This is a genomic window from Pedobacter chinensis, from assembly GCF_003339865.1.
Classification (GTDB): domain Bacteria; phylum Bacteroidota; class Bacteroidia; order Sphingobacteriales; family Sphingobacteriaceae; genus Pedobacter; species Pedobacter chinensis.
Genome location: NZ_QPKV01000004.1, coordinates 549,518 through 574,129 on the forward strand (window position 1 = coordinate 549,518; position 24,612 = coordinate 574,129).

The 24,612-nt window shown below is 37.6% G+C and carries 21 protein-coding genes; 12 read left to right on the top strand and 9 right to left on the bottom strand.

The genetic code is table 11. From position 1 onward, the window contains the following. Positions 1-172 precede the first annotated feature (172 nt). From rplK to DU508_RS12810, 9 genes are all read left to right on the top strand, one after another. On the top strand, positions 173-616 hold the full coding sequence (gene rplK, locus DU508_RS12770; RefSeq protein WP_039482030.1) for a 50S ribosomal protein L11: 444 nt from the start codon (positions 173-175) through the stop codon (positions 614-616). A gap of 20 nt (positions 617-636) precedes the next feature. Continuing rightward, positions 637-1,335: a 50S ribosomal protein L1 gene (gene rplA, locus DU508_RS12775; RefSeq protein ID WP_025143259.1), complete on the top strand. Its 699-nt coding sequence runs from the start codon at positions 637-639 to the stop codon at positions 1,333-1,335. A gap of 2 nt (positions 1,336-1,337) precedes the next feature. Next, complete coding sequence (rplJ, locus tag DU508_RS12780) at positions 1,338-1,859, top strand: 50S ribosomal protein L10 (RefSeq protein WP_115403180.1); 522 nt, start codon at positions 1,338-1,340, stop codon at positions 1,857-1,859. Positions 1,860-1,923: 64 nt separating this feature from the next. Further along, on the top strand, positions 1,924-2,301 hold the full coding sequence (rplL, locus tag DU508_RS12785) for a 50S ribosomal protein L7/L12 (RefSeq protein WP_010601097.1): 378 nt from the start codon (positions 1,924-1,926) through the stop codon (positions 2,299-2,301). A gap of 157 nt (positions 2,302-2,458) precedes the next feature. Then, positions 2,459-6,262: a DNA-directed RNA polymerase subunit beta gene (rpoB, locus tag DU508_RS12790; protein WP_115403181.1), complete on the top strand. Its 3,804-nt coding sequence runs from the start codon at positions 2,459-2,461 to the stop codon at positions 6,260-6,262. A gap of 90 nt (positions 6,263-6,352) precedes the next feature. Then, the gene (gene rpoC, locus DU508_RS12795; protein ID WP_115403182.1) at positions 6,353-10,639 is read left to right on the top strand and encodes a DNA-directed RNA polymerase subunit beta'; all 4,287 of its coding nucleotides are present in this window, start codon (positions 6,353-6,355) and stop codon (positions 10,637-10,639) included. Positions 10,640-10,777: 138 nt separating this feature from the next. Continuing rightward, positions 10,778-11,089 carry a DUF3467 domain-containing protein gene (locus DU508_RS12800; protein WP_115403183.1) on the top strand — a complete coding sequence of 104 codons (312 nt, stop codon included), beginning with the start codon at positions 10,778-10,780 and terminating at the stop codon, positions 11,087-11,089. A gap of 85 nt (positions 11,090-11,174) precedes the next feature. Continuing rightward, positions 11,175-12,401, top strand: coding sequence for an OmpP1/FadL family transporter (locus DU508_RS12805; protein WP_199562702.1), 1,227 nt, complete (start codon positions 11,175-11,177; stop codon positions 12,399-12,401). 11 nt (positions 12,402-12,412) lie between these two features. After that, positions 12,413-13,690, top strand: coding sequence for an SGNH/GDSL hydrolase family protein (locus DU508_RS12810; protein WP_115403350.1), 1,278 nt, complete (start codon positions 12,413-12,415; stop codon positions 13,688-13,690). Positions 13,691-13,747: 57 nt separating this feature from the next. Here the strand turns inward: DU508_RS12810 and miaA are convergent, their stop codons facing one another. The 4 genes from miaA to DU508_RS12830 all read right to left on the bottom strand — a co-directional run bounded on the left by miaA (position 13,748) and on the right by DU508_RS12830 (position 17,556). Then, positions 13,748-14,656, bottom strand: coding sequence for a tRNA (adenosine(37)-N6)-dimethylallyltransferase MiaA (miaA, locus tag DU508_RS12815; RefSeq protein ID WP_115403185.1), 909 nt, complete (start codon positions 14,654-14,656; stop codon positions 13,748-13,750). Between the two features lie 79 nt (positions 14,657-14,735). Further along, a complete protein-coding gene (locus DU508_RS12820) occupies positions 14,736-15,380 on the bottom strand; it encodes an IS1096 element passenger TnpR family protein (protein ID WP_115403186.1) in 645 nt (214 codons plus the stop codon). Between the two features lie 99 nt (positions 15,381-15,479). Continuing rightward, on the bottom strand, positions 15,480-16,886 hold the full coding sequence (locus tag DU508_RS12825; protein WP_115403351.1) for a CCA tRNA nucleotidyltransferase: 1,407 nt from the start codon (positions 16,884-16,886) through the stop codon (positions 15,480-15,482). A 103-nt stretch (positions 16,887-16,989) separates the two neighbouring features. Continuing rightward, complete coding sequence (locus DU508_RS12830) at positions 16,990-17,556, bottom strand: L-threonylcarbamoyladenylate synthase (RefSeq protein ID WP_115403187.1); 567 nt, start codon at positions 17,554-17,556, stop codon at positions 16,990-16,992. A gap of 200 nt (positions 17,557-17,756) precedes the next feature. Here DU508_RS12830 and DU508_RS12835 point away from each other — a divergent pair, with 200 nt between their 5' ends. Continuing rightward, positions 17,757-18,332: a DUF4136 domain-containing protein gene (locus tag DU508_RS12835; protein ID WP_115403188.1), complete on the top strand. Its 576-nt coding sequence runs from the start codon at positions 17,757-17,759 to the stop codon at positions 18,330-18,332. Here DU508_RS12835 and DU508_RS12840 read toward each other — a convergent pair whose 3' ends face one another. Together DU508_RS12840 and DU508_RS12845 are read right to left on the bottom strand one after the other, a co-directional pair. After that, positions 18,333-19,448, bottom strand: a complete 1,116-nt coding sequence (locus DU508_RS12840; RefSeq protein WP_115403189.1) for a glycosyltransferase family 4 protein — start codon at positions 19,446-19,448, stop codon at positions 18,333-18,335. Between the two features lie 74 nt (positions 19,449-19,522). After that, positions 19,523-20,341, bottom strand: a complete 819-nt coding sequence (locus DU508_RS12845) for a 2,3,4,5-tetrahydropyridine-2,6-dicarboxylate N-succinyltransferase (protein ID WP_199562703.1) — start codon at positions 20,339-20,341, stop codon at positions 19,523-19,525. 306 nt (positions 20,342-20,647) lie between these two features. On the opposite strand from DU508_RS12845, the gene DU508_RS12850 reads away from it, so the two are divergent. After that, on the top strand, positions 20,648-21,049 hold the full coding sequence (locus tag DU508_RS12850) for an RNA-binding S4 domain-containing protein (protein ID WP_115403191.1): 402 nt from the start codon (positions 20,648-20,650) through the stop codon (positions 21,047-21,049). A gap of 70 nt (positions 21,050-21,119) precedes the next feature. Here the strand turns inward: DU508_RS12850 and DU508_RS12855 are convergent, their stop codons facing one another. The 3 genes from DU508_RS12855 to DU508_RS12865 form a co-directional block, all read right to left on the bottom strand. Further along, entirely contained in the window at positions 21,120-21,893 is a 774-nt protein-coding gene (locus DU508_RS12855; RefSeq protein WP_115403192.1) for an EcsC family protein, read from the bottom strand. 53 nt (positions 21,894-21,946) lie between these two features. Then, the gene (locus DU508_RS12860) at positions 21,947-22,429 is read right to left on the bottom strand and encodes a nucleoside deaminase (protein WP_115403193.1); all 483 of its coding nucleotides are present in this window, start codon (positions 22,427-22,429) and stop codon (positions 21,947-21,949) included. A 69-nt stretch (positions 22,430-22,498) separates the two neighbouring features. Then, positions 22,499-23,098 carry an OmpH family outer membrane protein gene (locus DU508_RS12865; RefSeq protein WP_115403194.1) on the bottom strand — a complete coding sequence of 200 codons (600 nt, stop codon included), beginning with the start codon at positions 23,096-23,098 and terminating at the stop codon, positions 22,499-22,501. Positions 23,099-24,059: 961 nt separating this feature from the next. Here DU508_RS12865 and DU508_RS12870 point away from each other — a divergent pair. Next, the gene (locus tag DU508_RS12870) at positions 24,060-24,332 is read left to right on the top strand and encodes a hypothetical protein (RefSeq protein WP_115403195.1); all 273 of its coding nucleotides are present in this window, start codon (positions 24,060-24,062) and stop codon (positions 24,330-24,332) included. Positions 24,333-24,612: the final 280 nt, after the last annotated feature.

Sequence of the window (24,612 nt, forward strand, 5' to 3'; positions counted from 1 at the left end):
TACTGGTGATCAGATTCGCTTTCCTTTATAAAAATATATTTCTCAATCTATTGTACATCTGCAAGATTATCCATATCTTTGCAGTCCTTTTACTTTTATAGGAATTAAGAGGAATTAAATGTTACATGCTTCCAATATTTAACATTGAGTTTTAAATAAATAAAAACAGAAAATGGCAAAAGAAGTCAGTGCAATGATCAAATTACAGATCAAAGGCGGAGCGGCAAATCCATCGCCACCGGTAGGGCCTGCATTAGGTGCTAAAGGGGTGAACATCATGGAGTTTTGCAAACAGTACAACGCTCGTACCCAAGATAAAGCAGGTAAAGTATTGCCAGTTGTAATTACTGTTTATGCTGATAAGTCATTCGATTTCATCATCAAAACCCCTCCGGTAGCTATCCAGTTAAAAGATGCTACTAAATTACAGAGTGGTTCTGCTGAACCTAACCGTAAGAAAGTTGGATCGGTGACCTGGGACCAGATTAAAGTTATTGCTGAAGATAAAATGCCTGATTTAAATGCATTTACAATCGAATCTGCAATGAGTATGGTTGCCGGTACAGCACGCAGTATGGGAATCACCGTTTCTGGTGACGCACCCTGGAAAAATTAATTAAAAAACAGTTTACAACAGTGGCGAAATTAACTAAAAATCAAAAAAAGGCACATGCTAAAATAGAAGCTGGCAAAGCTTATACTTTGAAAGATGCTGCTGCTTTGGTAAAAGAAATCACTACTACTAAATTCGATGCTTCAGTTGATATTGATGTATCTTTAGGCGTAGATCCACGTAAAGCCAATCAAATGGTTCGTGGTATTGCTACTTTACCACACGGAACAGGTAAAACTGTACGTGTTTTAGCTTTGGTAACTCCTGATAAGGAAGAAGAAGCAAAAGCAGCTGGCGCAGACTTCGTAGGTTTAGACGAATATGTGGCTAAAATTGAAGGTGGTTGGACCGATGTAGACATTATTATCACTACACCAGCTTGTATGGCTAAGGTAGGTAAATTGGGCCGTGTTTTAGGTCCAAGGAACTTAATGCCTAACCCAAAATCTGGTACAGTAACCAACGAAGTTGGTAAAGCTGTAACAGAGGTTAAAGCAGGTAAGATTGATTTTAAAGTAGACAAAACGGGTATCATACACGCCTCGATAGGAAAAGTATCATTCCCAGCAGATAAAATTTATGAGAACGCACTTGAGATTATTCAAGTAATTTCAAAATTAAAACCATCTGCTGCAAAAGGAACTTATTTTAAAAGCATTCACGTGTCTTCTACAATGAGTCCTGGAATTGCAATTGAAACAAAATCAGTAGCGGGGATCTAATCATGAACAGAGAAGAAAAAAACGAAGTAGTTTTAGAACTACAAGAACAAATGCAAGAGTTTGGCAATTTCTATATTGCTGATACTTCTAGCCTTTCTGTTGAGCAGATTAATAACATCCGTCGCAAATGTTTTGAAAGTGATATCGTAATGAAGGTTGCTAAAAACACTTTAATCCGCAAAGCGATTGAAGGTTTGGATGGCGATGCTTCTGAGATATACGATGCCCTTAAAGGTTCATCATCATTATTATTCTCAAAAACAGCTAATGCTCCGGCTAAGTTGATCAAAACTTTGAGAAAATCATCTGATAAACCTGTGCTTAAAGCAGCATACATAGATTCATCAGTATACGTTGGCGATGACCAATTGAATAACTTAGTAAGCTTAAAATCAAGAGAAGAGCTTATTGGCGATATCATTGGATTATTACAATCACCAGCTAAAAATGTTCTATCTGCGCTTCAATCAGGCGGTAGCAAAATTGCAGGAATTGTTAAAACTCTACAAGAAAGAGAAGGTTAACGAACACCTTAAGTTCGCAAATTAAACAAAATTATTACACGTAAATTTTTAAAATCTTAATAAAATGGCAGATTTAAAAGCGTTTGCTGAGCAATTAGTAAACTTAACAGTAAAAGAAGTTAATGAATTAGCTCAAATCTTAAAAGATGAGTATGGTATTGAGCCTGCAGCTGCTGCTGTAGTTGCTGGTCCTGCTGCTGGTGGTGATGCACCTGCTGCTGCTGCAGAAAAAACATCTTTTGATGTAATCTTAAAAGAAGCTGGTGGTCAGAAATTAGCAGTTGTAAAACTTGTTAAAGACTTAACTGGTTTAGGTTTGAAAGAAGCTAAAGACTTAGTTGACGGTGCACCAAAAGAATTAAAAGCTGGTGTTGCTAAAGACGAAGCAGAAGCTCTTAAAAAACAATTAGAAGAAGCTGGAGCAGTAGTTGAAATTAAGTAATCACTTAATTTAGCTAAGCTAAAAATGTATCAGACACCGACTGAAAATGTCGGTGTCTTTACCTGTTTATAAACATCTCATTTTGTTTGGTTAATGAGCATGTTTGAAACCCGAACCAAACAAATAGTTTATTCTTAAACTAAAATCTTTTAGTCCATTGGCAAAGACAGTCGAACAAAGAGTAAATTTTGCAACTAGTAAGCACATTATAGACTATCCGGATTTTCTGGATGTGCAATTGCAATCATTCAGAGAATTTTTCCAGATAGATACCACATCAGACGACCGCTCAAGCGAGGGTTTGTTTAAAGTGTTTGCTGAAAACTTTCCAATAACAGATTCAAGAAATATCTTCGTATTGGAGTTTCTTGATTATTTTGTTGATCCGCCACGTTACGATATACACGAGTGTATTGAGCGTGGATTAACCTACAATGTTCCATTAAAAGCAAAGCTTAAGCTTTCTTGTAATGATGTTGAGCATGAAGATTTTGAAACCATTATTCAGGATGTGTACTTAGGTACAATCCCGTATATGACACCAAAAGGTACATTTGTTATCAACGGTGCTGAACGTGTTATCGTTTCGCAATTACACCGTTCTCCGGGCGTGTTCTTCGGCCAAAGCCGTCACACTAACGGAACCAAATTGTATTCTGCACGTGTTATTCCTTTCAAAGGTTCATGGATCGAGTTTGCTACTGACGTTAATAACGTGATGTATGCTTATATCGATCGTAAGAAAAAATTCCCGGTTACCACCTTATTACGTGCAATCGGTTACGATTCTGATAAAGACATCTTAGAACTTTTTGATCTTGCTGACGAAGTAAAAGTTAGTAAATCTGGTTTAAAGAAATACATCGGTCGTAAACTGGCTGCAAGAGTTTTAAAGAAATGGGTTGAAGATTTTGTAGATGAAGATACAGGTGAGGTAGTTTCCATCGACCGTAATGAAGTGATTCTTGAAAGAGAAACCGTTTTAGAAGACGAACACATTGATATGGTTATCGAAGCTGGTGTTAAAACCATCATTCTTTCTAAAGAAGACGGTGCAAGCCAGGCAGATTATACCATTATTTATAATACATTACAAAAAGATACATCAAACTCAGAGAAAGAGGCTGTTGAAAACATCTATCGTGCTTTGCGTAACGCAGAACCACCTGATGAGGAAACTGCCCGTGGTATCATTGATCGTTTATTCTTTTCAGATAAACGTTACGATTTAGGAGATGTTGGTCGTTACCGCATCAACCGTAAATTGAAAATGGATACTCCTGATGATGTAAAAGTTTTAACAAAAGCAGATATTATTGCTATTGTTAAATATTTGATCAAACTGATCAATTCAAAAGAAGAAGTGGATGATATCGATCACTTATCAAACCGTCGTGTACGTACGGTAGGTGAGCAATTGTACGCACAATTCGGTGTTGGTTTAGCCCGTATGGCCAGAACCATCCGTGAGCGTATGAACATTCGCGATAACGAGGTGTTTACACCAACTGATTTGATTAATGCCCGTACGTTATCATCAGTGATCAATTCTTTCTTTGGTACTAACCAGTTATCTCAGTTCATGGATCAAACCAATCCATTAGCAGAGATCACACACAAACGCCGTTTATCAGCTTTAGGTCCGGGTGGTTTATCACGTGAAAGAGCTGGTTTCGAGGTACGTGACGTTCACTATACCCACTACGGTCGTTTATGTACTATTGAAACGCCTGAGGGACCAAACATTGGTTTGATTTCGTCACTTTGTGTGCATGCGAAAATCAACAATTTAGGTTTCATCGAAACACCGTACAAACGTGTTGAAGATGGTAAGGTAGTAGTTGATTCAGACGTTATTTACTTATCTGCAGAAGATGAGGATGGTAAAACCATTGCTCAGGCAAATGCAGAGTATGACGATCAGGGTAATTTCATTACACCACGCGTTAAAGCACGTTATGAAGGTGACTTCCCGATTATTGAGCCTGAGAAATTAGACTTAATGGATGTTGCACCTAACCAGATTACTTCAATCGCTGCTTCGTTAATTCCGTTCTTGGAACATGATGATGCGAACAGGGCTTTGATGGGATCGAACATGCAACGCCAGGCCGTACCATTGTTACGTCCTGAAGCACCAATCGTTGGTACAGGTTTGGAAGGTCGCGTTGCCCGTGACTCAAGAACTTTGATCAATGCAGAAGGTGATGGTGTTGTTGAATATGTAGATGCTAACGAAATCACTATTAAATATGAGCGTAACGAAGATGATCGTTTAGTTTCATTTGAAGGCGATAGCAAAACTTACCGTTTAATTAAGTTCAAAAAAACCAACCAGAATACTTGTATCAACTTAAAACCAATCGTTAAGAAAGGTCAGAAAGTAACTAAAGGACAAGTGCTTTGCGAAGGTTATGCAACTGAAAACGGAGAGCTGGCATTAGGTAGAAACCTGAAAGTGGCATTCATGCCTTGGCAAGGTTTCAACTTTGAGGATGCGATTGTAATCAACGAACGTATTGTTCGTGATGACGTTTTCACTTCATTGCATATTGAAGAGTTTGAATTAGAAGTACGTGATACTAAACGTGGAGAAGAGGAATTAACACCAGATATCCCGAACGTTTCTGAAGAGGCTACTAAAGACCTGGATGAAAACGGTATTATCCGTATCGGTGCTGATGTAAAAGAAGGTGATATTTTAATTGGTAAGATCACTCCAAAAGGAGAATCTGATCCTTCACCAGAAGAGAAATTACTACGTGCAATCTTTGGTGATAAAGCAGGTGATGTTAAAGATGCATCTTTAAAAACTCCTCCTTCCATCCAGGGTGTGGTAATTGATACCAAATTATTCAGCCGTGCTAAGAAAACTACAAAAGCTGAAGAAAAATCGGCTATTGAGAAGTTAGATAAAAGCTATAACAACATAACTGAGAAGTTAAAAGCAGAATTAGTTGACAAATTGTTCACTATCGTAAATGGAAAAACATCACAAGGTGTATTTAACATTTACAAAGAATTATTGGTGGCTAAAGGCGCTAAATTCACTCAGAAAATTTTAGCAGAACTTGATTATAATCACATTAGCCCTAATAAATGGACTACTGATGATGATAAGAATGAGATGATTAAAATGTTGCTTCATAACTACGGTATCCGTGTTAACGAAGAACTTGGAGCCTACAAACGCGATAAATTTGCGATCAGTGTAGGTGATGAGCTTCCATCGGGAATTGTACAAATGGCAAAAGTTTATGTTGCTAAAAAACGTAAGTTAAAAGTAGGTGATAAAATGGCGGGTCGCCACGGTAACAAAGGTATTGTTGCACGTATTGTACGTGATGAAGATATGCCTTTCTTAGCTGATGGTACACCAGTTGATATCGTGTTGAACCCACTGGGTGTACCTTCACGTATGAACCTTGGTCAGATCTACGAAACCGTATTGGCGTGGGCAGGTAAAGAATTGGGTGTTAAATTTGCAACTCCGATTTTTGATGGCGCTACACATGATGAGGTGGAAGAGTGGATTGCTAAAGCAGGAGTTCCTGCTTCAGGAAAAACCTACTTATACAATGGTTTAACAGGTGAGCGTTTCGATCAGACTACAACTGTAGGTATTATCTATATGTTGAAATTAGGTCACATGGTTGATGATAAGATGCACGCCCGTTCAATCGGACCATACTCATTGATTACACAACAACCATTGGGTGGTAAAGCTCAGTTTGGTGGTCAGCGTTTTGGTGAGATGGAGGTTTGGGCATTAGAGGCATTCGGTGCTGCTAATATTCTTCAGGAGATCTTAACCGTTAAGTCGGATGATGTAATCGGAAGAGCTAAAACTTACGAAGCCATTGTTAAAGGTGAAAACCTACCAACTCCAGGTGTGCCAGAATCGTTCAACGTATTGGTACATGAGTTACGCGGTTTAGGTTTAGATATTACATTAGATTAATTAAGGTAGAAGGTATAAAGGTAGAAGGTTGAGGGTTTAGACGCCCAAACCTTCCGCCTTTCCACCCTCCACCTTTAACCTTACATAAGTATGTCTTACAAAAAGGATAATAAATTAAAAAGCAATTTCACATCAATCACGATTAGCTTATCGTCTCCGGAAATTATTTTGGAACGTTCAAGCGGTGAGGTGTTGAAACCGGAAACCATTAACTACCGTACTTACAAGCCTGAACGTGATGGTTTGTTCTGCGAGCGTATTTTTGGCCCGGTAAAAGATTATGAATGTCATTGCGGTAAATACAAACGTATCCGTTATAAAGGTATTGTTTGTGATCGTTGTGGTGTTGAAGTAACAGAAAAGAAAGTACGTCGTGAGCGTATGGGACACATCGCTTTAGTGGTTCCTGTTGCACACATCTGGTACTTCCGCTCTTTACCAAACAAAATCGGTTATTTATTAGGTTTACCTACTAAAAAATTAGATTTAATCATCTATTACGAGCGTTACGTAGTGATCCAATCAGGCTTAATGGCTGAGGAAGGTATCAACTATATGGACTTCTTAACCGAAGAAGAATATTTAGATATCTTAGATAAATTACCTAAAGAAAATCAATATTTGGATGATAAAGATCCTAATAAATTCATCGCCAAAATGGGTGCTGAAGCATTAGAAGATTTATTAAAACGTATTGATTTAGATACTTTATCTTATGATTTACGTCACCAGGCTGCTAACGAAACTTCTCAGCAACGTAAAAATGAGGCGTTAAAACGTCTTCAGGTTGTTGAAGCTTTCCGTGGTGCTAATACACGTATTGAGAATCGCCCTGAGTGGATGATTGTTAAAATCGTTCCGGTTATTCCACCAGAATTACGTCCTTTAGTTCCATTAGAAGGCGGTCGTTTTGCTACTTCCGATTTAAATGATTTATACCGTCGTGTGATCATCCGTAACAACCGTTTAAAACGTTTGATCGAGATTAAAGCACCAGAGGTGATTTTACGTAACGAGAAACGTATGTTGCAGGAAGCTGTAGATTCGTTATTCGATAACTCACGTAAAGTTAACGCGGTAAAAACTGAGGGTAACCGTGCTTTGAAATCACTTTCAGATATTTTGAAAGGTAAACAAGGTCGTTTCCGTCAGAACTTATTAGGTAAACGTGTGGATTATTCAGCTCGTTCGGTAATTGTTGTAGGGCCTAGCCTTAAATTACACGAGTGCGGTATTCCTAAAGATATGGCTGCTGAGCTTTACAAACCATTCATTATTCGTAAGATGATTGAGCGTGGTGTAGTAAAAACAGTTAAATCTGCGAAGAAAATCGTCGATAGAAAAGATCCATTGGTTTGGGATATCTTAGAAAATGTATTAAAAGGTCACCCGGTATTATTAAACCGTGCACCTACACTACACAGATTAGGTATTCAGGCTTTCCAGCCAAAATTAATTGAAGGAAAGGCAATCCAGTTACACCCATTGGTTTGTACTGCATTCAACGCCGATTTCGACGGTGACCAGATGGCTGTCCACTTACCATTAGGTAACGCAGCAATTTTGGAAGCTCAGGTATTAATGCTTGCTGCACACAACATCTTAAACCCTGCAAACGGTACGCCAATTACAGTACCATCTCAGGATATGGTTTTGGGTCTTTATTATATTACTAAAGGCCGTAGAACTGATGAAACCAGGGTTGTAAAAGGACAGGATTCTGCTTTTTATTCTCCTGAAGAGGTTATTATTGCTTATAACGAGAAAGAATTAGACTTACATGCATTTATCAAAGTAAGGGTAAATGTTAAGCAAGCTGATGGTTCTATCGTTAATAAATTAACTGAAACTACTGTTGGTAGAGTATTATTCAACCAGTTGGTTCCTGAAGAAGTTGGTTATATCAATGAATTGTTAACTAAAAAATCGTTAAGAGATATTATCGGTGAGGTAGTTAAAATGACAGGTATGGCCCGTGCTTCTCAATTCTTGGATGATATCAAAGAATTAGGTTTCAAAATGGCATTCCAGGGCGGTTTATCGTTCAACTTACAAGACGTAAACATTCCGGTAGAGAAACATACTTTATTAGAACAAGCAGCAGCTGAGGTAGAAGAGGTAAGAAACAACTATAACATGGGTTTCATTACCAACAACGAACGTTACAACCAGATTATCGATATCTGGACCCGTATCAACAACAGGTTAACTACCTTCGTTATGACTCAGTTATCATCAGATAACCAAGGTTTTAACTCAGTTTACATGATGCTTGATTCAGGTGCACGTGGATCTAAAGAGCAGATTCGTCAGCTTTGCGGTATGCGTGGTTTGATGGCGAAACCTCAAAAATCAGGTTCTGGTGGTGATATCATCGAAAACCCGATCTTATCAAACTTTAAAGAAGGTTTATCGGTATTAGAGTATTTTATCTCTACTCACGGTGCCCGTAAAGGTTTGGCGGATACGGCGTTGAAAACAGCGGATGCGGGTTACTTAACCCGTCGTTTACATGATGTTGCTCAGGATATGATCGTTAACGATGATGATTGTGGTACTTTAAGAGGTATGTACACAACAGCATTGAAAGATAACGAGGATATTGTTGAACCATTATATGACAGAATTTTAGGCCGTACTTCATTACATGATGTATATAATCCTTTAGATAATACATTATTAGTAGGTGCAGGCGAAGATATTAACGAAGATATTGCTAAAGCGATTGAAGAATCTCCTCTTGAAGGAATTGAAATTCGTTCAGTGTTGACCTGCGAATCTAAACGTGGTGTTTGTGCATTATGTTATGGTCGTAACTTAGCATCTGGTAAACGCGTTCAAAGAGGTGAGGCTGTTGGTGTAATCGCAGCACAATCCATCGGAGAGCCGGGTACACAGTTAACACTTCGTACTTTCCACGTGGGTGGTACTGCATCAAACATTGCTGCAGAATCAAACATCGTAGCTAAATTTGATGGTGTTATCGAATTCGAAAATATCCGTACTGTTGATACTCAAACAGAAGATGGTACTATACAAGTGGTATTGGGCCGTTCTGGGGAGTTCAAAATTGTTGAACCAGGAACTGGCAGAGTGATCGTTACGAACAATATTCCTTATGGAGCATTTTTATTCGTTAAAGAAGGAGATAAGTTATCAAAAGGTGATAAAATCTGTTCGTGGGATCCATACAACGCGGTTATTCTTTCAGAATTTGCCGGTAAAGCACAATTTGATGCCATTATTGAGGGGGTAACCTTCCGTGAAGAATCAGATGAGCAAACTGGTCACCGTGAAAAAGTAATTATCGATACCCGTGATAAAACTAAAAACCCTTCTGTTCAAATCGTTGATAAAAAAGGCGAAATGATCAAAGGTTATAACATTCCGGTAGGTGCTCACGTTTCAGTTGATGAAGGTGAAACGATCCAGACTGGTCAGATTATCGCTAAAATTCCTCGTGCAACTGGTAAAACCCGAGATATTACAGGTGGTTTACCTCGCGTAACTGAGTTATTTGAGGCTCGTAATCCATCTAATCCGGCAGTAGTAACTGAGATTGATGGTGTGGTAACTTTAGGTGGTGTTAAACGTGGTAATCGTGAGATCACAATCGAATCTAAAGATGGTGAAGTTAAAAAGTACCTTGTTCCATTGTCTAAACACATCCTTGTACAGGATAATGACTTTGTGAAAGCAGGTATGCCTTTATCAGATGGTTCAATTTCTCCGGCAGATATTTTATCAATTAAAGGACCAGCAGCGGTTCAGGAATACCTGGTAAATGGTATTCAAGAGGTTTACCGTTTGCAAGGTGTGAAAATTAACGATAAACATTTCGAAGTAATTGTACACCAGATGATGCAGAAAGTTCATATCGAGGATCCGGGAGATACTATTTTCTTAGAAAATAATGCTGTAGATCGTTGGGATTTTGCAGAAGAGAACGATGCCATGTACGACAAGAAGGTTGTTGAAGATGCAGGTGACTCAACTGAATTCAAACCAGGTCAAATTGTTTCATTACGTAGATTAAGAGATGAAAACTCTCAATTGAAACGTAAAGATTTAAAACAGATCACGGTAAGAGATGCAAGACCAGCAACTGCAAGTTCTATCTTACAGGGTATTACCCGTGCATCGTTAGGTACTAAATCGTTCATTTCTGCGGCTTCATTCCAGGAAACAACGAAAGTATTAAACGAAGCTGCTATTGCAGGTAAACGCGATAATATGTTAGGCTTGAAAGAAAATGTGATCGTTGGTCACTTAATTCCTTCAGGTACTGGTGTACGTGGTTACGAAAGAATCATTGTTGGTTCGCAAGAAGAGTACGATAAATTATTGGCTTCGAAACAAGAAGAAGTAGAGGCATAATAACCATCATATTTTTAAAAAGGGCTGCTCCATTAATTGGTGCAGCCCTTTTTGTTTAAATATTTTTTCAACTCTTCCTGATAAAATATTACCTTTAACAGCTCTATTTAAGAACAGCGCAATAATTTTTACCACATTATGGAAGAACAACAAAACGAAAACCAATTAAATATAGAGCTGTCAGAAGAAATTGCTGAAGGAATTTTTTCTAACCTTGCAATTATAACTCACTCCAATACGGAATTCGTATTAGATTTTATTCGTGTAATGCCAGGAATTCCAAAGGCAAAAGTGAAATCACGAATCATTTTAACTCCTGAACATGCTAAGCGGTTATTAACAGCCCTGGATGATAATATTCAGAAATTTGAGAATGTAAACGGCCGGATAAAAACTCAGGATGAACCGCCTTTCCCAATGGGTTTTGGTGGGCCTACTGCTCAGGCTTAATTTTTAAATTTCAATCATAATCTTACAAACAAATATTTGTTTGCTATGTTAGCATAGTATGCATTTTGTGCTATAACCATATATAATGATGAAAAAACTTTTATTTTGCGTACTACTTTCTGCACCTTTTTGGGTATTTGGGCAAGGTTTCCAGGTTAATTTACAAGGACAAAAACAAATTGGAATGGCGGGTGCTGGTTCAGCTCTGGCTTTAGATGAAGCATCGGTGTTTTTTAATCCTGGTGCAGTATCTTTTTTAGAGAAAAACTCTATTTCTGCAGGAGTTAATCCACTACTTTTTAAATCGGCTTTTAAACAAAACGGTTCAAATATAACAGAGCATGTAAAAAATAAAATTGCTCCCCCATTTGAAGCATACGCTGTTTGGGGGCCAAAATCTAATAAATGGAAGTTAGGTTTAGGTGTGTATACTCCTTTTGGTGGTTTGGTTGATTGGGGAGATGAGTGGTCGGGCAGATACGCTTTAACTTCTTTAAACCTAAAGGCAATTTATTTCCAACCAACACTGAGTGTGAAAATTACCGATGGCATTGGTATCGGTGCCGGATTTGTTTATAATCATGGCGATGTGAATCTTCAGCGAGCACTTCCAGTGAATTATCCTGACGGAAGATCTGGACATGCTACTTTAGAAGGAACGGGAAGCGGTTACGGTTGGAATGCAGGTTTATACGTTAAAACATTGAGCAACATTACATTTGCAATTGTTCATAAATCAAAAGTTGTTACCAAGCTTAACGATGGATCAGCAACGTTTGATGTTCCTGAATCCTTAAGATCATCATTTCCTGCCGGTAATACATTCAATGCAGAATTACCGCTACCTTCAACCACAACCTTAGGCATTGGTATACCTTTATCGAAAAGTACAAGCTTAGCTTTTGATGCAAATTGGGTTCAATGGAGGGTTTATGAAGAACTGGCATTTGATTATGCCATAAATACCCCTGTATTGGCAGATACGAGATCAGCCCGCAATTATCGTGATGGTTCATCGTTTAAATTAGGAGTGAACCACCAGGCATCTGAAAAATTAGCACTTAGGGCTGGTATCGGTTATGCATTTTCACCAGTTCAGGATGGATACGTTACCCCGGAGGCACCTGATGCAGATCGTTATATATTAAGTGCCGGAATTGGTTATGCACCTACCAGCCGCTTTGAGGTTAATGCATCGTTCTTTTTCGAAGATGTTAAATCGCGTAAACAAAAAAATATTGAAACAGGTTTAGACGGTACATTTAAAACACTTGTTTATGCACCTGGGATTTCGTTAACTTATAAATGGTAGGAGAAATTATAATGAAAAAATATATATTAAATTGTGTTTTCGCTGCCATCATTTTATTTGCAGCCTCTTGTAAGCCGGAGATTGAAACTCCTGCAGGTACAACTGCTGGGCAGGCAAATTTTAGCAAATACATTTCAGTAGGAAATTCATTAACAGCTGGTTTTGCTGATGGTGGATTATATCTGGAGGGCCAAAAAGTGGCTTATCCGAATTTAATTGCTTCTAAAATGGCAACAGTAGGAGGTGGGAGTTTTACGTCCCCATTTTTTACCGATGCACAAGCTAACGGATCAGGATATTTAACTTTATCGGCTTTAGTAAACGGAGCGCCAACATTAACTAACGCTACAAATAATTTAGCTTATCGCGATGCAACGCATTTAACAAAATATACAGGCGAAGTTCAGAATTTAGGTATTCCGGGTATGCGTGTTGATTTAGCATTTGCCGCACCTTATGGAGCCGCAAATATGTATATGGAGCGATTATTAACCGATGCCCAGGTTGGTACAACTACCTATTTCCAGTTTATTCAAGGTAGAAATCATACATTTTTTTCTCTTTGGTTAGGAAATAATGATGCATTGGGTTATGCAACAAACGGTGGAGTAACCACTGATGCAACCAACGTATTAACTGATAAATCTACATTTTCTCTGTTATACTCCAATTTAGTTAATGCATTAACCGCCAACGGACAAAAAGGGGTGGTTGGAACTATTCCGGATGTAACGGCTGTACCTTATTTTAACACCGTAACTGTTTCTGCTCTTCTGGCTGCTGCAAAAGCGATTAATCCTGCGGCAGTTGCAGTTTTTATTCAAACAGGATCTGGTACTGTCAGGGCGGCAACCAGTGAGGATTTAATTCGTTTGCCTTTCCAATCTGCTGGTTTATTTGGTACGGGAACAATCCCTTATGGTTTGGATCCTAGAAATCCAATAGCAAACAATTGGGTATTGGATAAAGATGAAATTATAAGAGTTAAGGATTATGTGAATAGTTACAACAGTACAATTAAATCTTTAGCAAGTAGTAAAGGGTTGGCGGTAGCAGATACCTATACCTATTTGAATACAGTTAAAACGGGCATCGCCATTCAAGGAATCAACATCAATTCTGCTTTTATTACCGGTGGTGCATTCTCATTAGATGGTGTTCACTTAACACCTCGGGGAAATGCAGTAATTGCCAATGTGTTTATCGATGCCATTAATAGCAAGTACGGTTCTACAATACCAACTATAGATATTACACAATACAGAGGCGTAAAGTTCCCTGACAAATAATATTCAGAATAGAACGGAGGGTTCAAAAAGTAAACTCATCATTTTTGAACCCTTTTTTTAAGATAAGTTATTTTCAATATAACGGATAACTTCTTCTGTTTGATCGGGCTCAAACCATACTATTTCTTCATCTCTCCTGAACCAGGTCAATTGTCTTTTGGCAAAACGACGGGTATTTTGTTTTATAGATGAAATGGCTTCAACGAAAGTGGTTTTATCATCCAAAAAGTCAAATATTTCACTGTATCCAACGGTGTTTAAAGCATTGTAATTTTTATATTCCTGAAGAGATTTAACCTCTTCTAAAAGCCCGTCGGCAACCATTTGATCAACTCTTTTATTGATACGGTCGTACAATATTGCCCGATTGGTGTTTAAACCGATTTTGATGATTTTGAATGGCCTGACTTTTTTAGTGGCAGAAAGCATTGACGAGAGTTTTTGTCCTGTAGATAATACAACTTCAAGCCCCCTGATCATTCTTTGAGGGTTATTTTGATCAACCTTTGCAAAATATTCCGGATCTAAAACTGATAAATCCTTTTGAATACTGGATATACCCTCTGTTTCGAATTGTTTATTTAATTTTTCTCTGATTGCCAGATCAATTTCCGGCATTTCATCCAAGCCATTAATTAAAGCATTAACATATAAGCCGGAACCACCTACCATGACCGCTAAATCATGATTTTCAAAAATCTCTGCCAATTTCTGCAAACCTTGCACTTCAAAATCGCCAGTACTAAATAATTGGGTAATGGAATGTGAATTTATGAAATGGTGTTTGGCAGCAGCGAGTTCATTTGTGTTTGGCTTTGCGGTTCCAATCTCCATTTCTCTGAAAAATTGCCGTGAATCAGCAGAAATAATTTCTGTATTAAAATGTTGAGCCACTTGAATAGCCAAAGCAGTTTTGCCAATTGCAGTAGGACCTACGATGGATATCAGTATTTTTTTATCAGGCATAGTTCATTTATAAAATAAGAGCTGTCAAATTTAAATATTTGACAGCTCTTATTCTGTTTATCATTGGATAATGATGTGATTAGTAATCGTCTTTTTGACTGTCATCATCATAGGCATCGCTATCAGAAAATTCATCGCCAAATTCATCTTCGTTTTCCTCATCTTCATCTCTTTCTTCTTCATTAATGCCCATTTCGCCCATAGCTTCCAACTCATCTGTATCTTCCGGTACGAAATTCATTTCATTTAAGAAATCAAATTCACTATCAGAGGCAATAGCACCGCGGGGATCTACAGCAGTTGGACTGTTCTGTTCCATGATTTTTGGTGCTTCACCTGTACTTTTTGCCAGGAATGGATATTCAATATTTGGATCGGCATCTAAAATAATTTTTACCAGTTCAACATGAAAATCGTAAGGACGATCGAAATTGTAAGTGTAATAAAATTTTTGATGCGGATCTTCAATAAAACCACTCAATTTAGAATTTTCCATCAAAACCACACGGTCTTTCTTCCGCTCACTTGGCAAATAAGCAATTTCATCGCCTTTTAACCAATTATCTGTACTTACATAGAATGATGAAGATTTTTCGGCATTGTAACCAGTAGATTTATGAATGGCCTTGTGCAGGTCTCCAAATGTTTGGTTTGATTTAATGTCGATCTCTCTCACAACATCATCAAAATCTTCGAAAGTAATTCTAAATTTATAAATAGCCATTATTGTATTTTGGAACCGTAAAAATAAAGTTAATTTATATTACCACAAACATCAAATACCAGAAAAGGTTGGCTTTATTTGATTGATTTGGCAATTAAATTATTTATTAACAGGATTTAATCCCATTTGTTTTGCCTGATTTAGCATAAAATGATAGGCTTCATCGTAATCGTTCTTAATTTCTCCTTCAAGTATAGCTTCACGAATTGCATTTTTGATCAAGCCTACTTCCCGGCCTGCTTCCAAACCAAAAGTCTCCATGATATCGTTCCCGGTAATTGGTGGTTGCCAGTTGCGAATTTTATCACGCTCTTCAACATCTTTCAACTTTTGTTTTACGAGCTCGAAATTTCTTCTATACCTGGTTTTTTTGTATTCATTTTTGGTGGTTACATCAGCATTGCAAAGCAACATTAAGCTTTCAATTTCTTCGCCTGCATCAAAAAGAAGCCTGCGTACCGCCGAATCTGTTACGGTTTCCTGAGCTAAAACAATGGGGCGTAAGTGAAGTTGCACCAGTTTTTGAACAAACTTCATTTTCTCATTGAGCGGTAATTTCAGTTGAGCAAAAATTTTTGGAACCATCCGGGCACCACGATCTTCGTGCCCATGAAAGGTCCATCCGTGCCCTTCTTCAAAACGCTTCGTGGCAGGTTTAGCTATATCATGTAAAATAGCAGCCCACCGTAACCATAAATCATCAGTAACTGCAGAAATATTATCTAAAACCTCAAGTGTATGATAGAAATTGTCTTTATGGCCTTTCCCTTTAATGATTTCTACACCATAAAGCTGAGCCATTTGAGGGAAAATAATCTCTAATAAACCTGTATCAAAAAGATGTTTAAAGCCAACAGAAGGCTTTGGAGACAAAATGATTTTGTTCATTTCATCAGTAATTCTTTCTTTAGAAACAATGCTGATGCGTTTCTTTTGTGTCTTTATTGCCTTTATTGCTGCCTGATCAATATTGAAATCCAATTGAGAAGCGAAACGTATTGCCCTCATCATTCGTAAAGGATCGTCAGAAAATGTGATTTCGGGATCTAATGGCGTACGGATCAGTTTATTTTCTAAATCCCTAACTCCGTCAAATGGATCTAAAAGCTCTCCAAAATGATTAGCTGTTAAGTTTATCGCCAGCGCATTAATGGTAAAATCTCTGCGTAGCTGATCGTCTTCTAATGTTCCATCTTCTACAATGGGTTTACGGGAATCTGAACGGTAAGATTCTCTTCTGGCGCCCACAAATTCTACCTCTAAATCCTGGTATTTGATATTAGCGGTGCCAAAGTTTTTGAAAATTGCTACTCTGGTATTCAGCTTTCTGCCTACTGCTTCTGCATAGTTGATTCCGCTACCAACCACCACCACATCAATATCTTTTGATGGGCGATTCAGAAATAAATCCCTCACAAAGCCGCCAATAACATAGGCTTCGGTCTTATTCTTATCGGCAATAGTTGATAAGGTTTTAAATATCGGATTTTGTAGATGTTGTTGCATGGATTTTATTATAGCCATTATGCTGATGAAGGAAGCATCCGCCTCTTATGAAACAGATCCTTCGTGCCTCAGGATGACAGCAGGAATTACAAAAGTAATAAAATTACTTGCGAATAAATTCAAATTGACCGCCTGGAGAGAGTTTCATGATGGTTGATGGCTTTTTTGTGCTGCGATTTTCTTGTTCAAAATCCACAATATAGTCTACACCGTCAAGTATTTCAGGATCAATATCATCAAAATATTTAGGAGATGGTTTTCCACTCAGGTTGGCTGATGTGGAAACAATCGGTTTTCTGAAACGCTGTATGAGTGGTGTACAGAAATCATGTTTAACTATTCTTATGCCTACGCTTCCATCTCTATTGATTACATTGCTGGCAAGGTTTTTTGCATCTGAAAAAATGATCGTCAGCGGATTCTCCGCATATTCAATTAAATCGTAAGCTACTTCAGGAATCTCTTTAACATAACTTTGAAGTTTGCTATCCACATCTAACAACACAATAAGGCTTTTTTCAGCTGGGCGATTTTTTATTTTCAACAATTTTTCTACCGCATCGGCATTGGTTGCATCACAACCTAAACCCCAAATCGTATCGGTTGGATATAGGATTACACCACCACTTTTAACTACTTCCAAAGCCTTATTAATTTCATCTCTAAGCATATTGCAAAGTTAGTTTTTTCTCTGAAATGTTAAATTTTCATAATATCCTAAAACAAAGCGCTATAAGGCAAAACTAAATCATTTCTGATTCGTTTTTCATTTAAACAATTCAATTGTAAAAATTGATTCATAAGATATATTTTAACGCACAAAATCATTATATTTATTTCAGGTTATTTAAATAAAAAACAACGACACAAATGAAAACAGTAAAAACATTATTAATGCTATGTACGATAATATTAGCATTATCAGGATGTTCGAGTCTTCGGACCGCATCCGACTACGATAAAAACGTAGATTTTAGCGGGTACAAAACGTATAACTTTTACGATAAAGGTATCGCAAGGGTAAGGTTGAATAATTTAGATAAACGAAGGCTCATGGCTGCCGTTGAAGCTGAAATGAATGCCAAGGGTTTTACCAAATCTGATAAACCCGATTTATTGGTTAACCTGGTTGTAGTGGCCAGAGAAAAAACTGATGTTTACGGTCCCGCTTACTATGGTGGATGGGGTTGGGGCTGGGGCGCTGGCTGGGGATGGCGTGGCGGCTGGGGTTCACCTTTTTGGGGTGGCGGTCCAGGCTATGTTAACCAGTACATTGAAGGTACCATCATTATTGATTTCTTAGATCCTGCTAAAAAGATATTGTTCTGGCATGGCAGAGGGTCAGGTTTTAATCTTGATAACCTAAACAAACGGGAAGAACGTTTATATACTGGTGTAAGAGAAATCCTGGCTCAATATCCTCCAAATGTTACTGCGTCAAGATAGCTAACTTAAAATATTCAGATAGCAATTCATTAATTGCTGTGTAACTAAAGGGCTGTTGAATTTTTGAACAAATTCCAGCCCTTTTTCTTTCATCTCTTTTTGCAAAGAAGAATCAGACAAAATTTTATTTATAGCTGTAGCTAAGCCATTTGCATCATTAGGCGATATATAAAAACTATTAGCTCCGCCAGCTTCCTCTAAGCAAGAACCTGTGGCGGCAATAACTGGGACTCTACAATATAAAGCTTCGATAACTGGAATGCCAAAACCCTCATAAAAGGATGGGTATACAAATAAATTTGCCATTTGATAAATACCTGGCAAATCAGCAAATGGAATGTTTTTCAGGAAAATCACACGATTTCTTAATCCCAATTTCTCCATCTCTTTTTCAACTTCCTTAAAATACGATGTTTGTTTGCCAATCACAACCAATTTGTATTCCTCATCTACATTTTTAAGTGCCTGAACGATTAGTTTGAGGTTTTTACGTTCCTCAATTGTTCCAACATTCAAAATATATTTTTCAGGAAGTTTATAAGTAAGGCTGATTCTTTTTAAAGCTGTTGCAGGCAGTGGAGTTTTAAAACTATCATCGCAACTTTGGTAAATCACTTCAACTTTATCAGGATTTACGCCATAAAGTTCAATAATATCTTGCCTGGTTTTTTCGCTAATGGCAATAATTTTATCTGCCCTTTTACAAGCCGATTTACTTTTCCATTCGTATAATTTTCGGTCAATAAACTTATAATATTGAGGGAAACGAAGAAAAATTAAATCATGAATGGTTACAATTGATTTTATTCGGGTATGCTGAATGGCAAAAGGAATTTCATGGCTTAAACCATGGAAAATCTGAACATTATCCTGGGCTAAATCTTTAAGAATATTTAAAGTCCGCCATAAAAAATTACCGTTTCGCGGCAGTTTTAACTCAATGTTTTTCTTTTCAAAAAAAGTATCAATCTGTCTTGCCGATTTAATTTTCGGAGAATAAACCAGATATTGATTTTCTGGGAACTGATCAGCCAAATGCCCAATCAAAAACCGGCTATAATTTCCTAAGCCAGTTAAGTTGTTTGCTGCACGTTTGCCATCGTATCCAATATTCATAGTGGTGTAATTAAGGTAAAAGGTTTAAGGCTTGGATGTTGCCTTACACCCTAAACCTTATACCTTAAGCCATATTATACTGCTACATTATTTTCTCTCAACGCATCGTTAAGTGAAGTTTTTTTATCTGTACTTTCTTTACGTTTACCGATGATTAAAGCACACGGAACCTGATATTCGCCAGCAGGGAATTTTTTGGTATAACTACCAGGAATTACTACTGAACGGGCAGGAACAACACCTTTATATTCTACAGGAGTTGGACCAGTAACATCGATAATTTTAGTAGATGCCGTTAATACAACATTAGCACCAAGAACAGCTTCTCTTTCAACTTTAACACCTTCAACAACAATTGCTCTTGAACCTAAAAATGCATCATCTTCAATGATTACAGGTGCAGCTTGTACGGGTTCCAAAACGCCTCCAATACCAACACCACCACTTAAGTGCACACGTTTTCCGATTTGTGCGCAAGAACCTACGGTAGCCCAGGTATCAACCATGGTACCTTCATCAACGTAAGCGCCAATGTTTACATAAGATGGCATCATGATCACCCCTTTAGCTAAGAATGAGCCGTAGCGGGCACTGGCCATTGGTACCACACGAACACCGGTTGCTTTGTAATCTGTTTTTAAATCCATTTTATCGTGATAAACAAACGGCCCACTCTTAATTTCCTTCATATCGCGAATCGGGAAATATAAAATAACGGCTTTCTTTACCCACTCATTAATGCCCCAAGAGTTTAAAACTGGTTCAGCAACACGAATTTCTCCTTTATCTAATCCTAAAATAACGGTTTCAATGGCTTCGCAGTAGTTGCTGTATTGTAAAAGGGTCCTGTCTTCCCAAGCGGCTTCAATTAATTTCTTTAAATCTGAATACATGATGTTTTTAAATTTTACGCAAAATAAATCAATTTTTGCTTATTAATGGGTTAATTGTTTAAAATTTGTATGAAGTGGGTTAATTGTTTAAATCGCTTATGGAGAAGGTTAATCGTTTTTGCAGAAGGTTAACTGTTTAAATCGTTTAAACTGGTTAATTGTACGGTTAACCGATTAACCAGTTGAAACAATTAAACGATTTTGCGTAGTTGGAACCATCATACAGTTAACCGATTAACCAATTGAAACAATTAAACAGTAGTTACCAGTAGTTACAATTAACCAAATTGCTTATTTTTGAACTTTATGGCAGAAGCAGAAAAACTCAGAATTGATAAATACCTATGGGCTATCAGGTTGTTTAAAACCCGAAGTCTGGCTACCGACGCCTGTAAGGCAGGCCGTGTGAAACTGAATGGTCAAAACATTAAGCCTTCGGCAATTGTAAAAATTGGCGATGTTTATCAAGTATCAAAAGGTATTGAAAAGAAAACTATTGAAGTGGTGGAGTTTTCTTATAACCGAACAGATTCCCCAACTGCACTTACCAAATACAAAGATTTAACACCCGTTGAAGAAACACATGCCTTTAAATCAGTATTCCATGCGCCAAGTTTAAAGCGTGATCGGGGTACAGGCAGGCCTACCAAAAAGGACAGGAGAGAAACTGATGATTTAATCAGTGGAATGTTTGATGATGAAGAGTAGCTAGCCCTAAGTTTTGAGCCCAAAGTCTATAGTCTGTTCGACTCATGACAAAGTATTGAGACTAAAAAAATCAATTCCCTTTCTCCAATCGGAAATCGCTGGTCGACTCATGACTCAAGACTATGGACTGAGGACTAAAATACCTCATCCGATAACTCATCATGGCTGTTTTTCCTAGTTTTTCAATGAGTTTGTAATTTGCTACTGCGCCAACCGCTGCCCCAACAAATGGCAGCATTTGAGCAAGTTTGGCTAAGTCAATATAATCCCGATATTGCTGCTGGAAAGTAAGCCAGTCAAATTCATCGATATTGGTTGGAAGCTGATGTGCTTTGTTATCCCAATCCTGCATTTTCAAATAAACATTTTTACTTTCTTCTTTACTGGAAAAAGCCAGTTGGAAGATGTGCAGAATAAATAAACGTTCCCGATAATCCTTGACATCATAACCATAAACAGCTGCGATGTCAAAAAGCATTTTCATTTTGATGCCCAGTAATAATGGAAAATCGGCCAGACTCATTAAAAATCCCCCAGCACCAGTTATTCCACCTTCTGCGGCACCAGTTTTTTTATAATTCGTTATCTTCTGCTTTATTAATGCTTCACGATGCATTAAAGTTAAATCGATAACTGGTTTCGATGTGGTAAAAGTTGAACCAAATAGTACGCCCTTAACCATTTGTTTAATAGCAACCGTAATAGCATTGTGAACTTTATCTGGAATATAGCTGTTGATTTTCTTTTGAACCTTATCCGTCATTTTGCTCAAAAGCGATGGTTTTTGTAAGATCTTAAACCTCCAAAAATCCATTTCGCTCTTAATTTTCTGTTCGTAAGTCATAAGCCGTATTTAGTATTCAGACGCTTACTTGCCATGATTTGTTTCATCAGCAGTTAATAATCTATCCTCATGGCCGATTTTTCCCATAGTTTAAAAGCTTCCAGGGCCTCATCTCTCATCAATTGAACTACGGGCAGCGTTCTTTTATCCATAGGTTTATCCAACTCATCATAAATAAACTTATCGCTAAAACCTATATGCTCTGCATCTGCTTTTGTGTTGGCGTAATAAATGGTTTCAATACGCGACCAATAAATTGCACCTAAACACATCGGGCAAGGTTCGCAGCTGGTATAAACCACACAACCACTCAAATCGAAGGTGTTCAATTCCTGACAAGCCAGTCGAATCGCAGAAACCTCAGCATGTGCCGTTGGATCGTTGGTTGAAGTAACCTTGTTCGCCGATTTAGCAATGAGTTTGCCATCTTTAACAATTACAGCACCAAATGGCCCGCCAATGCTTTCGGTAACATTCTGTACAGATAGCTCAATGGCCATTCGCATAAAATCTTTATGTTGTTCGTTATTATCCATTTATAAAAATCAAGCAAAAAAAATGCCCCGATTACTCGAGGCATCTCTTATTTATTTTGTTGTATTAAATTATTTTTTGCTGTATTCAGCGTTTAATCCTTTAATTACCTCTGAAGTTACATCTAAGCTCTCGTCAGCAAATAAGATTGCACTATTACCTTTAGAATAAGTTAAAACCATTTTATAACCTTTTTCTTTAGCATAGCCTTTTAAGTAGTTGGCCACCTTATCATACAGCTTTTCATTTTCAGTAGCTTGTTCATTTTGCAAAGCAGCGCCAGCATTTTGCTGATAGGCTTGTAACTCCTGTTGTTTGCGTTGTAAACGTTCTTCAGTCGTTTTACGTTGATCGGCAGATAGTGTTTGTGCTGCTTGTTGGTACTGTGCCAATTCTCTTTGGAAAGCCTGGCCTTTAGCCTGCATATCAGCCTGAGCATTTTTGGTTTTACCTTCAAATTTAACTTTAAGATCTTTGAAGTACTCGTATTTTGTTAGTAACGAATCAGAGTTAACATATACAATTTTCTCACTCGGAGCTACTGCTGCTGTAGTGCTGTCTGTTTTTTTAGTTTCAGTTGTTTTAGCTTCTTTGTTTTGACATGCAGAAAAAGCCGTGATTAGTGCAGCTGTTGCAAATAAACCAAAGGTTTTAAAGGTTCTTCTTTCCATTATTGTTTAATAAATTTTAGCAAACTTATATAAATTAGTTTTTATATGCAATTAAGAGTTGTTCATACAGCGAGTTAATGAATATGGATTGCTATTGAAATGATTGGAAAGCAATTGCAGCATTTCATTTTTGTGTTTGTTCCCGCTAATCGCTTTACTTCGCTCATCAGCCACAAGGGCTGCCGCTACGTGTTCGCTTTTATCGGGTTTAGGTGGCTCGGCTTGTCTTAAAATTTACGGTTGCAGGGTGCAAATTACATCAAACGTTCCTACGGAACGTTACGAAAAACATCTTTTTTCTACCCAGGAAACGTCCCGATGGGACGTGATTTGGAATGATTTTTCCTGGTTTTTAACAGATGGATGTTAAGGTTTTTCTTTTGATCCATATCGTCCTCGTTTGTAACGAGGATACATGAAATTGGCGATTTTATCGCCAGTAATGACATTGGGCGGAAACAACCACAACTCGACCTGAGAAATTTTTGTACATAGGTTAGGATAAGGTGTGGCTTGGAATGATTTAGATGATTTTATCTATCTTCATCGTTTGTAACGAAGATACATTAAATTGGTGATTTTATCGCCGGTAATGACATTGGGTGGAAACAGCAACAAAACTCGACCTGAAAAATTTTTGTACAATAGGTTAGATAAGGTGTGGCTTAGAATGATTTAGGCGTGGTTTGGATGATTTTATCTATCGTCCTCGTTTGTAACGAGGATACATTAAATTGGTGATTTTATCGCCAGTAATGACATTGGGTGGAAACAACGACAAAACTCGACCTGAAAAATTTTTGTACAATAGTTAGGATAAGGTGTGGCTTAGAATGATTTAGGCGTGGTTTGGATGATTTTATTTATCGTTCTCCGATAGAAAGCCATTGAATTTTATGGTTTTATGGAAAATCAAACGCTGTAAGTACGTTTCCTGGGTAGCCATTGAATTTATGGTTTTATGGAAAATCAACCGTCCTGTAAGGACGTTTCCTGGGTAGCCATTGAATTTAGGTTTTATGGAAAATCAACCGTCTGTAAGGACGTTTCCTGGGTAGCCATTGAATTTATGGTTTTATGGAAAATCAACCGTCCTGTAAGGACGTTTCCTGGGGTAGCCATTGAATTTTATGGTTTTATGGAAAATCAAACTGTAAAGACGTTTCCTGGGGTAGCCATTGAATTTATGGTTTTATGGAAAATCAAACGTCCTGTAAGGACGTTTCCTGGGTAGCCAAAATGTAAATTTGGCGGTAACGTTCCATAGGAAAGGTTGATGATTATAGGCGTTAATAGTTGTTGATCATTGATATTTATATGCGGCAGAAATGAAAAGATTTTAAAATCTGCAATAAAAGCATAATTGACACCGAATATAAATGCAGAATTACTTTTCAAATCCTTATTTAAACTAGCAGGAAAGCGTTTTATCACTGATCTTTTAACAACCTAAAACTTATCCACATATTAGTTTAAGTGCCAAAATTTCCGTATTTTTGATACTTATTGTTTTA